Source organism: Flavobacterium sp. M31R6 (genome assembly GCF_013284035.1).
In the GTDB taxonomy this organism is placed as follows: domain Bacteria; phylum Bacteroidota; class Bacteroidia; order Flavobacteriales; family Flavobacteriaceae; genus Flavobacterium.
The window spans coordinates 3,012,955-3,028,619 of sequence record NZ_CP054141.1 but is presented as its reverse complement, the minus strand read 5'-3'; the positions used below and the strand labels follow the sequence as shown (position 1 = coordinate 3,028,619).

Below are 15,665 nucleotides of genomic sequence, written 5' to 3'. Positions count from 1 at the left end.
TCAACCTTGTAGGAATTGCTGTTTTGCGTTATGTTTCATACCTACAAGGTTCCAAAAAAAACCTTGCAGGATAGTAAACGATTAAAATATATTAGTTCTTTTGAAATACAAAATCTTATAATTTTTCTTAGAGTTCTTGTGTACGCGTAAGTGATAGAAGCAAGCTATCGAAGTAGCGTCGATAGCACGACCGCCGGTAGGAAAAAGGGCAATGACGACAAAGCAGCTTGCCCTTTTTTCTAGCGGGGGTTACGCCCAAGTGATTCTTTAACAGAATAATATTTACCGTCCAAACCTCGGTTGCGATAAGCCCAAAAAAAAACCAAAACTCTGGTTAGGAATTTTGGTTTTTTCAAATATAAAAATGGTTTTGGTTAGTTTAGTATTTTGAGGTAACTAGCTGTTTAGCATTACTGGCATCACAAGCATTGTTACGGTTTCGCCTTCTTCTAGTCCATCTATTGGAGTTAAGATTCCGGCTCTGTTTGGTAATGACATTTCAAGCATAATCATGTCTGATTGTAGGTTGTTCAACATTTCGGTCAAGAAACGGGAGTTAAATCCTATTTGCATATCGTCTCCTTGATAATCACAAGTCAATCTTTCTTCTGCTTTGTTAGAGTAGTCAATATCTTCGGCAGAAATGTTCAATTCGGCTCCGGCAACTTTCAAACGAATCTGGTGCGTTGTTTTGTTGGAGAAAATTGCAACACGACGAACAGAACTCAAGAATTGAGAACGATCCATCATCAATTTGTTTGGATTTTCTTTTGGGATAACCGCTTCATAATTTGGGTATTTCCCATCGATTAAACGACATAATAAAATGTAGTTATCGAAAGAGAAAGTAGCGTTTGAATCGTTGTATTCTATTTTTACTTCAGCATCTGAGCTGCTTAGGATACTTTTTAAAATATTCAAAGGTTTCTTTGGCATAATAAATTCGGCCACTTGTGATGCTTTTACATCAGTGCGTGCGTATTTTACCAATTTGTGGGCATCAGTCGCAACAAAAATCAAACCTTCTGGAGAAAATTGGAAGAAAACTCCCGACATTACCGGACGCAAATCGTCGTTTCCTGCTGCGAAGATAGTTTTGCTGACAGCAGTCGCCAAAACATCTGCAGGTACAAGTGTTACTGATGGCTCTTCTAAGTTTACTGATTTTGGGAATTCTTCACCCGGAGCATAAGCCAAAGCATATTTTCCTGAGTTGGAACTAATTTCTATAGTGCTGTTTTCTTCAATTGTGAAAGTTAAGGGTTGTTCTGGAAATGTTTTAAGGATTTCCAATAATAATTTTGCAGGTACTGCAACACTTCCTTTACTTTTGGAGTCGATGGTCAATGTGGCTGACATAGTAGTCTCCAAATCGGACGCCGAAACAGTTAATTCGTTATTATTTAATTCAAATAAGAAGTTATCCAAGATTGGCAAAGTGTTGTTACTGTTGATAACGCTACCTAAAACTTGTAATTGTTTTAATAAGTACGAACTCGATACTATAAATTTCATCTGTATTGTTTTGTTTTTTATGGTGTGCTTTTTCTGAATTAAAATTTAGAATACACTTTACAAATATATTGTAAACTATTCTAGTATTGCAAATTTTTTATTAACATCTATTTACTGTATTTTCTTTTTCTGAGGAATGTAAATCCAAGGCCAAACAGTAGCAAAATTAAGATTGGAAGCCCGATAGTTATGAATTGAGTAAAGGTATAGTTTTCATATACTTTTTCTTTATCCAATAATGGTAAATCAAGATCCTTGCTTCGAATGTTAATAAGTCCGGTGTCGTCCAAAAGATAATTTACACAATTCATCATAAAATCTTTGTTGTCATATAAATTCCCAGAACGTTGGTCATAGCCCAATTCTACTGGTTGTCCTGTTTTATCCAATTGATTTTTTATAATATCTCCATCCGAAATCACAATCATTTTGTTTTCTGTTCCTTTGGCTTGAAATGATTTTTCTTCAAAAGGCAAAATGCGATTCTCAAACATGGAGTGAAAAGAACCTTCCAGTAAAACGGCCATTGGGATATTTCCTTTATTAAGGTAATCCGCTGGCGAAGTTTGCTCTGAAACCATATTCAGGCTGATTTCTACAGGAGTTCCTATTTTTTTGGAATATGCGGAAGATTGCAGTAAAACTGTTTTTTTGATTCCGTTTTTCAAAGTGTCCATTGCATTGGCAAAATCAAATTTGATTCCTCCAAGATTTTTTACAATCGGATGTTTGCTGATAGGATAAACCTGCGGAGCAAATTTCCAATTAAAATCCTGGTATTGCGTTCCGCTTCCTTGTTCTCCACTAGCTAGTTTTATTGGACTTCCTTGTTCATCTTTGACTAAGTCAGGATTGATACGAACTCCATATTTGAAGAACATATCATTTAGATTCAAGTCTTTTGGAAATGCCAATGTAGCTCCTGAAGGGTTATAAAGACTGTCCATTTCGGCATTGACTTGATCGATTAGCCAAAGCGTTTTTCCTCCATGGATAATGAATTGGTCTAAAACCAGTTTTTCTTCATCAGTAAAAGCTTCAGTTGGTTTGGCAATGACAGCCAAATCATAATTTTGCAAGGATTTTAATGTTCCTTCTGGATTTTTGGCAACAGAATCTAACGTAAATGGACCAATGAAATAACTTTCGCGTACTTGCATTAGGAATTTAGCAATGTGACGTTCCTGAAGTTCTCCGTTTCCTTTTATGATAGCAACTTTCTTTTGTTTGTCTTTGGAAATTTTATTGATTCCATCCGAAATAGAATATTCAAGATGCTGAACAGATCCAATCACTTTTTGAGTTGTAGAAGCTCCCATGATGTTTTTCAACAGCGGAATATTGACTTCTTTGTTATTGTAAACAGCAATCGCCCAAGGGAAAACCATTGATTGCGACTGTTTTCCTTTGTCGTCAACAGTAATATTTATTGGCGTTAAGCCTTTTCTATACAATTCTTTGATATTGTCCATACTTTCGTCTTTGTTCTCCAAAGGATCTACAAATTCGATAATGATATTAGAATTATAGGCTTGAAATTCTTCCAACAGTTGTTTGGATTCCAGTTGTAATCGTTTGAATTCAGCAGGTAATTCCCCTTGCAGATACACTTTTATGGACAAAGGATTCTTTACGTCTTTAAGAATTTTTAAAGTCGTAGGGGATAGGGTATATCGATGGTCTTGGGTTAAATCAAAACGATGAAAAAAGAAATTACTAATGATGTTTAAAAGGAATACTACCGCAACAGTAATCAATAATGATTTGACGTTTTTAATGTTAAATGCTCTCATTACGATTTAATAGATTTTAAATTAAAGACTGTAAAAGAAAGGAACAAAATAGCAATGCTAATAAAGTAGATTACGTCTCTTGTGTCTATAACACCTCGACTCATACTCTTGTAATGGTCTTGCATTCCAAAATAAGAAATAAAAGATGAAAAACTAGGCAACACAGATGCCAATCCTTGAAATCCAAAATAGAAAAAGAAGCAAAGGAAAACTGCAATAATAAAGGACACAATCTGATTCTCGGAAACAGATGAAGTAAAGATTCCAATGGCAGAATAAGCGGCTATTAAAAACAATAAACCAAAATAGGAACCTAAAGTACTTCCTAAATCAAGATTTCCTTCGGGTGAACCCAAATTCCAAACCACTTCCACATAAATAAAAGTGGGGATGATGGCCATTACAATTAATAGAAAAGCGCCTAAGAATTTTCCATTTACAATTTCCCAAAGACTAATTGGTTTGGTTAATAATAATTCAAGTGTTCCTTGTTTCTTTTCGTCCGAAAAACTGCGCATGGTTACCGCGGGAATCAAGAAGATTAAAATCCATGGAGCTAAGGTGAAAAAAGGAGTTAAATCGGCAAAACCTGTATTCAAGATATTATAATCACCTTCGAAAACCCAAAGGAATAATCCATTTCCAATTAAGAAAAGGGCAATTACCAAATACCCGATTGGTGAACCAAAAAAGGATTTTATTTCGCGAAATACGATTGACTTCATTTATTTATTTTTTGTTTAAAAAGTTTAATGTTTAAAAAAGTTTAATGTTTAAAAAGTTTAATGTTTTTTTTTTTTTTTTGAATTTGGTTCCAAATTAAACAACTTTAAACGTTAAACCAAAGAAACTAATTTATCTACACTCCAAGCTTCTGGTTTTGCATTGAATAATTGTTTGGTAAATGTCCAAACGGTATTGAAAAGCTCTGAATTTCGATAGTTTTCCAAATCCGCTTCGGTTTCCCAATAACTATAAGTAAAGAAAATGCTTTTGTTGTTTTTGTCCTGATATAGTTCCAGAAAACTATTACCGGGAGCATTTCGTATTTTATCTTTCATTAATTCGAAGTTTTCCAAAAAGGCAGGAATATTTTCCTCGTGAAAACTCAGTTTTACTATTCGTACAAACATGTTTATAATTTATTTAATGCAAAAGCAATTTCAATGACAATGTCAATTTCAAAAAAAAATTAGGGTCAATTCTTAAATTGTATCGAAATCACATCTCTATAATTAAGCCCTAATAAAGTACTTGCAGAACCTACTGTTAAAGGGTTGCTTCTGAAAATGGCAATTTCGAGAAAACCAGCCTCGTTGAAAATGGCTAATCTTTGACCTTCATAATATTTTACCGGATATTTATCGGAACTGGCAATGGCAGAATAATAAGGTAAAATAGTTTTGATGGATTGGTTTCTGTATATAATTTCATAGTCTCTTCCTTTCACACATTCCAAAAACTGCTTTTTTGAAATATTGGTGACCACATTCCCAAAATGATCAATGTAAATTACATTTCCTTTTAATTGGTTCCCGTCGTCGGAAAGAGCTACTTGCAAATCGGTTACTTGTTTCAGGCTTTTAATTTCTTTCCCAATTACATTAAGAACACCACCTTTGGCAATATGACAAGCCACTTTGACAAAAACATCCAAATCGGTGGCATCGCTATGAAGTCGATCGTGAATGGTTATTGCAACTATTTTTTGAGGAATAATCTTTTGCGAAAGCATACTTAAAATGCCATTATCGGCAGCAATAAAGTAATGATCATTCCATTGCATGGCAATATGTTGATTCTCTTTGTTTGCTTCTAAATCGACTCCAATAATATGAACAGTCCCTTTTGGAAAGCTGTCATAGGAGGCCGAAATAATATAACTGGCTTCAACGGTGTTGAATGGATCGATATAATGTGAAATGTCAATAATTGTAGCGTCAGAATACTCAGATAATATTTTCCCTTTCAAAGCACCAACAAAGTGGTCTTTCAAGCCATAATCGGTAGTAAGGGTAATTATTGACATAAAATTGTTTATAACTATTGGGTTTTGTAGCGTCTGAAACTTATTTTTTCTTAAATTTGAGAAATGCAAAGCTAAAGTATTTTATACTTTATTTGAACAGAATTTAATTAGAATTAAAAACAAAAATTTATGCCTAAGTTTATTGTGATTTTATTTCTTTTCTTTTGTAGCCTGCAATGTTTTAGCCAGAACGATTTGTCAAATACCACAACCGATAAGTCGATTTTTTTAGGTAAATCAGGGGAAATTGAAAAAGAAAAAATAGAAGCTATTACAGTTAGAGACATAAACGAAACTGAGATTGAATTACTTTTAAAAGACAATCTTTGTGAAATTTTATCTATTAAAGCTTCTGATTTCTTGAATGAATCTATGTTAAAAAAATTAAAAGCTAACGTATAATTTAGAACTAGAACGACCCAGATTCTAGAAAGATGTTTTTTAGTATTATTTACCGGTTTAGTAATTAAAAACTGTAATGGAAGTATTGCAGCGTAAATATTGAAATTGATTTAACTCAATTAATTAACTTAAAAACTTCTTATTTTGAACGAAAGAATCATCGAGCTCATCGACATTGCTCCAAAAGATTTTTGGGGCACTCACGACTCCCACCTAGAGTCAATTAAGAAATATTATCCAAAACTAAAAATTGTCGCAAGAGGTACTACTCTTAAAGCTTTTGGAGATAAAGATGTTTTAGACGAATTTGAAAAGCGGTTTCAGCGTCTGATGCTGCATTTCACCCGATACAATACTATTGATGACAATGTAATTGAACGAGTGATTCAAAGTGATGATCAGGAGGAAAGAAAAGCTTTAGGTCATGACAAAATTTTGGTTCACGGCGTAGGTGGCAAAATCATTAAACCTATGACTCCCAATCAACAGTTGTTGGTGGATACAATGGAAAAAAATGATATGGTTTTTGCTGTTGGACCCGCGGGTACCGGAAAGACCTACACAGGTGTTGCCATGGCTGTAAAAGCATTGAAAGAAAAACAAGTCAAGCGTATTATTCTGACCCGTCCTGCAGTAGAAGCTGGAGAAAATCTAGGTTTTCTTCCCGGTGATATGAAAGAAAAGCTCGACCCTTATATGCAGCCATTATATGATGCGTTGCGCGATATGTTACCAAATGAAAAATTGGAAGACTATATATTAAAGGGCATTATTCAAATAGCACCTTTGGCTTTCATGCGTGGACGAACTTTAGATCATGCTTTTGTGATTTTGGACGAAGCACAAAATACAACGCATTCGCAAATGAAAATGTTTCTGACCCGTATGGGAAAAAGTGCCAAGTTTATGATTACCGGTGATCCTGGTCAGGTAGATTTGCCTCGAAGAACAATTTCAGGACTCAAAGAAGCGATATTGGTTTTGAAAGATGTTGACGGAATTGGGATTATTTATCTGGATGATAAAGATATTGTGCGTCATCGATTGGTGAAAAAGGTAATTGATGCTTACAAGCAAATTGAAAATAATGATTATTAAAATTAGAGCAGTTATAAGTATAAAGATATAAGTAATAATAAAATTAGAAAAAGGAGAAATTCAATTATAGAGTTTCTCCTTTTTCTTTGGAAAATGTAGAAGATTCTTAGTTCTGTATTTGATTTCCCAATTAAACTTAACATATCGATATAATTAAGTTAAAAGCGGTTTATATATGGGTAACTTTTTGGGTATCTTCTTGAAATGCAATAAATTTGAGATGTTTTAAAAATGAAAATGAAATAAGAAATGTCGAAACAGAAAATATCGAAGCAAAAAATCAAAGTAGTAATTAGCGACTTAGACGGAACATTACTCAACTCAGACCATACAATATCTGCCTATACCAAATCTGTTTTTCAAGAATTGCATGAACAAAATTATTTGATTATTGTGGCAACAGGACGTCATCACATGGATGCCATGGCAATAATCAGCAGTTTGGAACTTCCTGTTTATTTGGTAACTTCAAATGGGGCGAGAATCCATTCGCCAAAAAAAGAGCTTTTGTATTCTTTTAATTTGGAAGGAGATGCAGTCAAATCGATTTTATCATTGGATATAGATCCAGAGATTACAACGGTTTTATTCAAGGAGAAAGTTTGGCAAACCTCAAAAACGAATAAAAAACTGAATGCTTTTCAAAAAGACTTGGCATATCCTCCAGAAGTGGTCGATTTTGCGACATTGGATGATTATAGCGCCATAAAAATATTTTTTACTCATGATGATCATCAAAAATTAGTAAATTTAAGAGATAAAATTCTTGAAGACCACTCAGATGTTTTTAGTCATGCTTTTAGCTTGCCTATTTGTTTAGAGTTTATGGATAAATCGGTTGATAAAAGCGTCGCAATTGCCAAGATTCTAGAAAGAGAAGGCTATTCCTTTGATCAAGCCATTTCTTTTGGTGATGGTTTTAATGATGAGAAAATGCTAGACGCAGCTGGAATAGGATTAATAATGGGTAATGCACCAGAAAATTTAAAAAATAAATTACCTCATTTAGAAGTGATTTCAACCAATAATGAAGACGGTGTAGCCAAATATTTAACTGAAATTTTAGAAGGATTTAGTGTTTCATCTTAATATAAATAGATATGACCAGTTATTTTGAAAGAGTTAAGCAAAACTGTATCTCAGGAATTTTATTTTTATTACCTGTTTTAATTTTATTGATCTTAGTTAAAAAAGTTTTTGGCTACTTCGCTAAGTTTGGAGGTGGAATTGCCAAAATAATTGGTTTTGACAAAATATTAGGACCGAATGCCGCCAATTTCTTCGGAGCATTAATTTTGTTGGCACTTGTATATGTATGTGGTTATTTGGTACGATTGGCATTTTTTCAAAAAATAAGTGATGGCATAGATGCTAAACTTAAAGAAGTAATTCCAGGTTATGAGAAACATAAAGAAATGGCCAAAAAGCAGTTGGTCGATGAACCGAAAATAGAAACTGACATTCCTGCTTTAATACAATTTGGTGATTATTGGCAACCCGGTTTTTTGATAGAACAGAATGAAGAAGAGGGAAATGCGGTTGTAAATATTCCCAATTCTGATGGGAGTGAAATATATATAGTTCCAATTCAAAAGGTAAAAATCTTAAAAGAGACTACACTAAGCACACTCAAAGCTTCAATAAAAGCATCAGGAAAAGGGCTTTTGGCTTGTAAATAGAACTTTTGGTTTTCCTTGCGTTCTCTATTAATTAGTTTTAAATTTGCATCCATAAAAATAACAACAACACACTACTAATGAGCAATACAATTACCACTACCAATTTTAATTTTCCGAATCAAAAATCAGTGTATCGCGGAAAAGTAAGGGAAGTTTATAATATCAATGACGATTTACTTGTAATGATAGCTACTGACAGACTATCTGCATTTGATGTAGTTTTACCAAAAGGAATTCCATACAAGGGACAAATTTTGAACCAAATTGCAACAAAATTCATGGAATTGACTCAAGATATTGTACCAAATTGGTTAATTGCCACTCCAGATCCTAGTGTTGCTGTTGGTCATTTATGTGAACCGTTTAAAGTTGAAATGGTGATTCGTGGATATCTTTCGGGACATGCTGCTCGTGAATATGCTCTTGGAAAAAGACAAATTTGCGGAGTGACAATGGCTGAAGGTTTGAAGGAAAATGACAAGTTTCCAGAACCGATTATCACACCAACTACAAAAGCGGATAACGGAGAACACGATGCCGATATTTCAAGAGAAGCTATTCTAGAAAAAGGAATCGTTACTGAAGAAGATTATTTAGTGTTAGAAAAATACACTCGTGCTTTATTTAAAAGAGGGACTGAAATTGCTGCAAGTCGTGGTTTGATTTTGGTGGATACAAAATACGAATTTGGAAAAACCAAAGACGGCGTTATTGTATTGATTGATGAAATTCACACTCCAGATTCTTCTCGTTATTTCTATTCTGAAGGATATCAAGAAAGACAAGATAAAGGGGAAGAGCAAAAACAATTGTCAAAAGAATTTGTTAGACGTTGGTTGATTCAAAACGGTTTTCAAGGATTGGAAGGACAGCAAATTCCCAATATGACTGATGAATATATCGAAACTGTTTCAGATAGATATATTGAGTTGTATGAAAATATTCTTGGTGAGAAGTTTGTAAAAGCCGATATCTCGAATATTAATGAAAGAATTGAAAAAAACGTTTTGGCTTATTTGGCACAAAGATAATTAGAATCAAATCGCTAAATAGCGATAAAAATATAAACCATAATTCAGATTTTGAATTATGGTTTTTTTATGCAATTTCGTAGCGTTTCCAAAAATAGACTATGCTGGCTTTTTAGCCCCGATGGGAGGGAATATTCTTTTGGGAACTTTGTCAAAGTTCAAAACTTTGACAAAGTTCCCAAAAGAATTGGAAGGACAGCGGGAATCCTGTTTATAGATAGAGCCAATTCTTTCGCTCCTTGCTATTTTTTGGGCAAAAAAAAACTCTTCGAGATGAAGAGTTTGATATGCTTATTTTTTATTGATGTCTTCTAGGACCGCTTTGTTCTCGTAATTAATCACTTTAATTATGATTTCTTGGTTTTTTCTCGTTCTGCCTTCAATAACGTATAGTTTTCCTTTTTTGTAAGGAACATTACTTTGGTCAAAATCGACGTCTCCAAGTTTAAGTGTATTTTTAATATCGGTAGTGTCAATCCATTTTTGGGATAAAATAAGGGAAGCTTTATCAGAATAGAAAAAAGGTTTACTGCTTAAATCCTTCAAAACTCTGGCATTTGGGAAATAATTACAACGAGTATCTTTTCCGCTGAATATTGCTGCAACTACAAATAAACCCATTATCAAACCTACTAGATAGTAAGCAAAACGTTGTATGAAATTCATATTTAATATTTATTGTTTTTTATTGGTAATATGTAATTCGCATAGTTACTATTGGTGTTAACAACCTATTGAAATGTATGCTCATTTCATATTTTAATTTTTGCGCAAAGGTATGGGAAAGTTTAGTTAAAAAACAATTAAATTAATATCGTTATCAGGTAAATCAAACCAATCGCCAATGGCTTTGTTGGTTAGTATTCCGTGATACAAATAAATACCGTTTTTTAGGCCTGCATTACAGCGTATAGCGCTTTCGATACCACCATCTTCTGCAATTTGCAATAAATAGGGAGTGATAATGTTGCTTATGGAAAGCGAAGCTGTTTTAGAGTAACGGGAAGGAATATTAGGCACACAATAGTGCAAAACATTATTCTTTATAAAAGTAGGTTTTTCGTGGGTTGTAACTTCGGATGTCTCGAAACAACCTCCCGTGTCAATACTGATATCAACGATTACGGCGCCTTTTTTCATGTGTTCGACCATGGTTTCACTCACTACAACCGGGCATCGTTCTGCACCTCGCATAGCACCAATAGCTACATCACAGCGTCTTAAAGCTTTGAGTAATGCTTTTTGCTGAATGGTAGATGTGAAAATGCGTTGATTTAAGTTGTTTTGTAAACGACGAAGTTTGGTTATCGAATTGTCAAAAACTTTAACGCTCGCTCCAAGTCCGATAGCAGTTCTGGCGGCAAATTCTCCGGCTGTACCAGCTCCAAGTATTACCACTTCGGTTGGGGCAACTCCAGTAATGTTTCCGAATAATAACCCTTTTCCGAATTCATTGGTAATCATTAATTCGGCAGCGATCAGTATGGAAGCAGTTCCTGCAATCTCGCTCAATGATTTTACGGCAGGGTAGGAGCCATCAGTATCTTTTAGGTATTCAAAAGCAAGTGCTGTTATTTTTTTTCGGGATAAAGCTTCGAAGTATGATTTTTTTCTGGTTTTTAATTGAATCGCAGATAAAACAATTGTTTTTGGATTCATCATTTCGATTTCGGCGACTGTTGGCGGCTCTACTTTTAAAAGCATTGGGCAACCAAAAACTTTTTTTGTGTCTTGGGTAATTTCGGCACCGGCTTCGCTATATTCTTTGTCAGTGTAACTGGAACTTACACCAGCTCCAGCTTCAATCATTACTCTATGTCCTTGATAGGTAAGGGAATTCACGGCATCAGGTGTAAGGCAAATGCGTCTTTCTTGATAACTGGTCTCTTTTGGAATTCCTATAAAAAGTTGGCTTTTATGTCTAGCTATTTCTAGTTTTTCTTCCTGAGGCAGTAATTGTTCTTTTGTGAATGGACTTATAGACATTGATGGCATGAAATTAGTGGTACAATTTACAAAAAAGATTCAAAGTATTATCTTTTAGTAGTACCTAATTCAGGGCAAGCATATGAGTTTTTTACCGCAGATTCGCAGATTCTAATGTAAAATTCATTATGAATTAACCGCTTTCAGCAAAATTAGCGCAAATTAGTTTTTATAAAATAAGAAAATTCTATTTTTTTTAAAAAAATAAATCAGCGAATCTGCGGTCAGTTTTTTTGCTTATGAGTTTGCTCTAGCATCTAATTAAATTATCAAAAAACAACAGAATTAAGATAATATTTTCTCCATTTTGATATCGGCTCTTTCGTAAACACCTTCTTCTACAGGAATTTCAGTAAAACCAAAATTTTCATATAAATGTATTGCAGGAAGTAATTTTCGATTGGAATATAGAATCAATTTTTGAATTCCTTTTTCTTTTGCCTCATTCAAACAATGTTCCATCAGTTTTTTACCAATGCCTAATCCTTGATTTCCATCAGAAACAGCCATTTTTGTTAATTCAAATGTGGCATCATCTATTTTTAATAAAGAAACAGTACCCACAATTTTATTGTTGTATCGGGCATAAAAAATCATTCCGCCTTTGTCTATTATTTCACCTTGAGGATCGGATAATACCTTTTCATCTTTAGGTTCAACCTTAAAATATTTATGAAGCCATTCTAAATTTAAGGTTTTGATTGGCTCCTTTAATTCAATTGAAAAAGGGATGATTTCGACTTTATTGGTATCTAAACTCATTATTCAATTACTTTAATTCTAATAAACGCTCACCATTTGGAAGTAATTCGATTGTAATTACAGTATGTTGTAGTGGAATCAAATTCTCAATTTTTTCAGACCATTCGATAAAACACCAATTTCCGGAATATAAATAATCATCTACACCCATATCCAATGCTTCCGTTTCTTTGTTTAATCTGTAAAAATCAAAATGATAAACCGTTTGATTATTGTCTGTTTGGTATTCATTCACCAAAGAAAACGTAGGACTGCTGGTTGCATCATTTACGCCCAATGTTTTACAAAGCTGTTTGATTAATGTTGTTTTACCAACGCCCATATCTCCATTGAAAAGGATTACTTTATTGGGGTTTTGATCTAAAATTTGTTGAGCAACTTCTGGAAGTTGTTCAATAGAAAATGTGATAGTCATTCTTTTGTATTCAGTTATGAATTATAGTTTTAAATGCAGTTTTCAATTTTTTCATCAGCATAATAACTGCTAACTAAAAACTGAAAACTGCCTTCTCTTTTTATTTTGGATTGAAAACCAGAAAAGGAATAATCATTTCTTCCAATGAGATTCCACCGTGCTGATAGGTGTTTTTGTAATAACTCACGTAATGATTGTAGTTGTTTACATAAGCCAAAAACAAATCATTTTTTGCAAAAATATACGAACTACTCATATTTATTGCAGGCAAACCAATAAGTTTTGGCTCTTTTACGGCATAAACATCCTTTTGTTCGTAAGTCAAACTTCGTCCTGTTTTGTAACGCAAATTCAAACTGGTGTTTTTGTCACCTACCACTTTTGATGGGTTTTTTACATTGATAGTTCCGTGATCGGTAGTTAGGATTAATTTGAATCCTAATTTTTGTGCCTGTTGAATAATTTCAAGCAACGGCGAGTTTTTGAACCAACTCAAAGTCAACGAACGATACGCTTTATCATCAGAAGCCAGTTCTTTGACCACATCCATTTCGGTTTTGGCGTGTGAAAGCATATCAACAAAATTATAAACCACAGTTACAAGATCATTATCTTTTAGGGATTTAAAGCTTTCAGCTAGTTTTTTTCCGCCGGCCAAATTGGTGATTTTGAAATAATCTTCTTTTAAATCGAGTCTGAGTCTTTTAATTTGAGCCGTTAGAAATTCGGCTTCATAAAGGTTTTTACCTCCTTCTTCCGGGTCATTTTTCCAATACTGTGGAAACTGTTTTTCCATTTCAAGAGGAGTTAATCCAGAGAAAATAGCATTTCTGGCATATTGCGTAGCCGTAGGAAGTATAGAGAAATAAGGAACTTCTTTTTCGAGTTTGTAGTAATTGCCAACAACGCTTTCAAATGATTTCCATTGGTCATAGCGTAAATTGTCAATTACAACAAAAAGTACGGGCCTGTCTTTTTTAAGAATCTCAGGTACGACCAATTCTTTGAATAAATTATGGGATTGAATCGGTTTGTCCGCTTTTGGTGCAAACCAATCTTCATAATTGCGTTCAATGTATTTTCCGAATTGAGAATTAGCTTCGACTTTTTGGGATTCCAGAATTTCAATCATTCCTTGGTCATCGATGTTTTCCAATTCAAGTTCCCAAAAAATAAGTTTTTTGTATAATTCCACCCAATCTTCATAGGAGTTGACCATTGCCATTTCCATCGTGATTTTTCGGAACTCTTTTTGGTAATCCAAAGTCGTTTTTTGCGAAATCAATCTGGAATGGTCTAAGTTTTTTTTCAAACTCAACAAAATCTGATTAGGATTTACTGGTTTGATAAGGTAATCGGCGATTTTGGAACCAATAGCTTCTTCCATTATATATTCTTCTTCACTTTTGGTAATCATTATCATCGGAATAGAAGATTTTTTCTCTTTCATCTCAGACAATGTTTCCAAACCGCTCATTCCGGGCATATTTTCATCAAGAAAAACAATGTCAAAATTGTTTTCGTCAAAAATATCTATGGCATCACGACCATTATTGCAAGTAGTAACGCTATAGTTTTTTTTCTCCAGAAATAATATATGTGGTTTGAGCAAATCGATTTCATCATCAACCCAAAGTATTTTTATGTTCTCCATATTCAATTTATTTTAGTGCAATTTAGTTTTATAGAACTTAAATAATATTAAAAATAGTATAAAATTGATTAAAAATAATTCGGTGTAGCCATATTTGTTGATAGGAGCTGAATTTAATTCTAGTTAAAGACAAGAGTATAAAGAATAACCGCAGATTCGCAGATTTTAATGAATACCTATTCAATAAATTGATTTCTTTGAAATTAGAAAATTTAATTTTCAAGAAATTAATCTGCGAATCTGCGGTAAAATTTAAAAGATGTTTGGTTTGAGAATTTAATGTGCATTCTAGGTTTTAATAGTATTTTTGCAGGAATAAAAATAGAACTATGTTATTTCTTATTCTGTCTGTTATTTGCAGTGTGACTGTAGGTGTTATTTTCAAAATTGCTCGCAAATATCAAGTATCAGCTACACAAATTGTGGGGTATAATTATGTATTTGCTTTAGCGTTGTGTTATTTGGTTTTTAGCCCGGATTTAACGGTTTTGGACGCTTCTTCGCCTTGGGGAATATTCATTTCATTGGGTATTTTGTTGCCTGTTGTATTTCTTTTTCTGGCGACTTCCATAAAACATATGGGCATCGTAAAAACCGATGTTGCTCAACGATTATCACTGATTATCTCCATTTTAGGAGCCTGGTTGTTTTTTGGAGAGCAATTCAGCGGACTTAAACTGACGGCTCTTTTGTTTGGATTTCCGGCAATCATCCTTATTTTGGATAAACCCACCGAAAACAAAGAGAACAAATGGATTTACCCAACACTTGTATTACTTGGTTTTGGAGTGATTGACCTTCTTTTTAAACAAATTGCATTGACTTCTACACTGCCTTTTACGAGTTCGTTATTTGTTCTTTTCTCGATAGCGCTTGTTATAATGATACTTTTTAATGCTTATGAAATACTTTTTAAAAAGACCAAAATCGATTTCAAGAGCATTATTTTTGGAGGTTTGGTTGGGATTTTTAATTTTGGGAACATCCTGTTTTATCTAAAAGCGCATCAAGCATTTGCCGAAAATCCTTCTACCGTTTTTGCCGGTATGAATATGGGAGTTATTATGATTGGCAGTCTTGTGGGGATTTTTATTTTCAAGGAAAAAGTAACCAAGCTGAATATAACAGGTCTTTTGCTGGCCTTGATTGCAGTAGTTTTTATAGTGATTTCCCAGTTGAAGTAATTTAAGTTTCAGGAGCGAAAGATTAGGCTTTATCAGAATGATGGATTCCTGCTGTCCGCGTATATTCCTTCCCGTCTAAAAAAGACGGGAAGGGATACCGCTTCCATCAGGGCTAAT

16 protein-coding genes are annotated in these 15,665 nt (G+C 33.7%); 6 read left to right on the top strand and 10 right to left on the bottom strand.

Annotation, left to right across the window (positions count from 1 at the left end; genetic code table 11):
- Positions 1–396: 396 nt before the first annotated feature.
- From dnaN to HQN62_RS12460, 5 genes are all read right to left on the bottom strand, one after another.
- Positions 397–1,515 (bottom strand): DNA polymerase III subunit beta, encoded by a 1,119-nt coding sequence (dnaN, locus tag HQN62_RS12480; protein ID WP_173504596.1) that lies wholly within the window; start codon positions 1,513–1,515, stop codon positions 397–399.
- Between the two features lie 107 nt (positions 1,516–1,622).
- Positions 1,623–3,308 (bottom strand): gliding motility-associated ABC transporter substrate-binding protein GldG, encoded by a 1,686-nt coding sequence (gene gldG / locus HQN62_RS12475; protein WP_173504595.1) that lies wholly within the window; start codon positions 3,306–3,308, stop codon positions 1,623–1,625.
- The gene (gene gldF / locus HQN62_RS12470; protein ID WP_116798037.1) at positions 3,308–4,033 is read right to left on the bottom strand and encodes a gliding motility-associated ABC transporter permease subunit GldF; all 726 of its coding nucleotides are present in this window, start codon (positions 4,031–4,033) and stop codon (positions 3,308–3,310) included. The genes gldG and gldF overlap by 1 nt, the downstream gene beginning before the upstream one ends.
- Before the next feature lie 111 nt (positions 4,034–4,144).
- Positions 4,145–4,441: a putative quinol monooxygenase gene (locus HQN62_RS12465; RefSeq protein WP_116798038.1), complete on the bottom strand. Its 297-nt coding sequence runs from the start codon at positions 4,439–4,441 to the stop codon at positions 4,145–4,147.
- A 65-nt stretch (positions 4,442–4,506) separates the two neighbouring features.
- Entirely contained in the window at positions 4,507–5,337 is an 831-nt protein-coding gene (locus HQN62_RS12460; protein WP_173504594.1) for an SAM hydrolase/SAM-dependent halogenase family protein, read from the bottom strand.
- Between the two features lie 129 nt (positions 5,338–5,466).
- Between HQN62_RS12460 and HQN62_RS12455 the strand changes: the two genes are divergently transcribed.
- The 5 genes from HQN62_RS12455 (at position 5,467) to HQN62_RS12435 (ending at position 9,547) form a co-directional block, all read left to right on the top strand.
- A complete protein-coding gene (locus HQN62_RS12455) occupies positions 5,467–5,739 on the top strand; it encodes a hypothetical protein (RefSeq protein ID WP_116798040.1) in 273 nt (90 codons plus the stop codon).
- Between the two features lie 144 nt (positions 5,740–5,883).
- Positions 5,884–6,837 carry a PhoH family protein gene (locus HQN62_RS12450; RefSeq protein WP_116798041.1) on the top strand — a complete coding sequence of 318 codons (954 nt, stop codon included), beginning with the start codon at positions 5,884–5,886 and terminating at the stop codon, positions 6,835–6,837.
- 249 nt (positions 6,838–7,086) lie between these two features.
- A complete protein-coding gene (locus HQN62_RS12445; RefSeq protein ID WP_173504593.1) occupies positions 7,087–7,926 on the top strand; it encodes a Cof-type HAD-IIB family hydrolase in 840 nt (279 codons plus the stop codon).
- An 11-nt stretch (positions 7,927–7,937) separates the two neighbouring features.
- Positions 7,938–8,516, top strand: a complete 579-nt coding sequence (locus HQN62_RS12440) for a hypothetical protein (protein WP_173504592.1) — start codon at positions 7,938–7,940, stop codon at positions 8,514–8,516.
- 77 nt (positions 8,517–8,593) lie between these two features.
- Complete coding sequence (locus HQN62_RS12435; RefSeq protein ID WP_173504591.1) at positions 8,594–9,547, top strand: phosphoribosylaminoimidazolesuccinocarboxamide synthase; 954 nt, start codon at positions 8,594–8,596, stop codon at positions 9,545–9,547.
- Between the two features lie 291 nt (positions 9,548–9,838).
- On the opposite strand, the gene HQN62_RS12430 is transcribed toward HQN62_RS12435, so the two are convergent.
- From HQN62_RS12430 to porX, 5 genes are all read right to left on the bottom strand, one after another.
- Positions 9,839–10,213 carry a DUF4258 domain-containing protein gene (locus HQN62_RS12430; protein ID WP_173504590.1) on the bottom strand — a complete coding sequence of 125 codons (375 nt, stop codon included), beginning with the start codon at positions 10,211–10,213 and terminating at the stop codon, positions 9,839–9,841.
- Between the two features lie 126 nt (positions 10,214–10,339).
- A complete protein-coding gene (locus tag HQN62_RS12425; RefSeq protein ID WP_173504589.1) occupies positions 10,340–11,533 on the bottom strand; it encodes an alanine dehydrogenase in 1,194 nt (397 codons plus the stop codon).
- Positions 11,534–11,818: 285 nt separating this feature from the next.
- Entirely contained in the window at positions 11,819–12,295 is a 477-nt protein-coding gene (locus HQN62_RS12420) for a GNAT family N-acetyltransferase (RefSeq protein WP_173504588.1), read from the bottom strand.
- A 7-nt stretch (positions 12,296–12,302) separates the two neighbouring features.
- Positions 12,303–12,710, bottom strand: a complete 408-nt coding sequence (gene tsaE / locus HQN62_RS12415; RefSeq protein ID WP_173504587.1) for a tRNA (adenosine(37)-N6)-threonylcarbamoyltransferase complex ATPase subunit type 1 TsaE — start codon at positions 12,708–12,710, stop codon at positions 12,303–12,305.
- 100 nt (positions 12,711–12,810) lie between these two features.
- Positions 12,811–14,364: a T9SS response regulator signal transducer PorX gene (porX, locus tag HQN62_RS12410; protein WP_116798050.1), complete on the bottom strand. Its 1,554-nt coding sequence runs from the start codon at positions 14,362–14,364 to the stop codon at positions 12,811–12,813.
- Between the two features lie 329 nt (positions 14,365–14,693).
- On the opposite strand from porX, the gene HQN62_RS12405 reads away from it, so the two are divergent.
- Positions 14,694–15,548 (top strand): EamA family transporter, encoded by an 855-nt coding sequence (locus HQN62_RS12405; protein ID WP_173504586.1) that lies wholly within the window; start codon positions 14,694–14,696, stop codon positions 15,546–15,548.
- Positions 15,549–15,665: the final 117 nt, after the last annotated feature.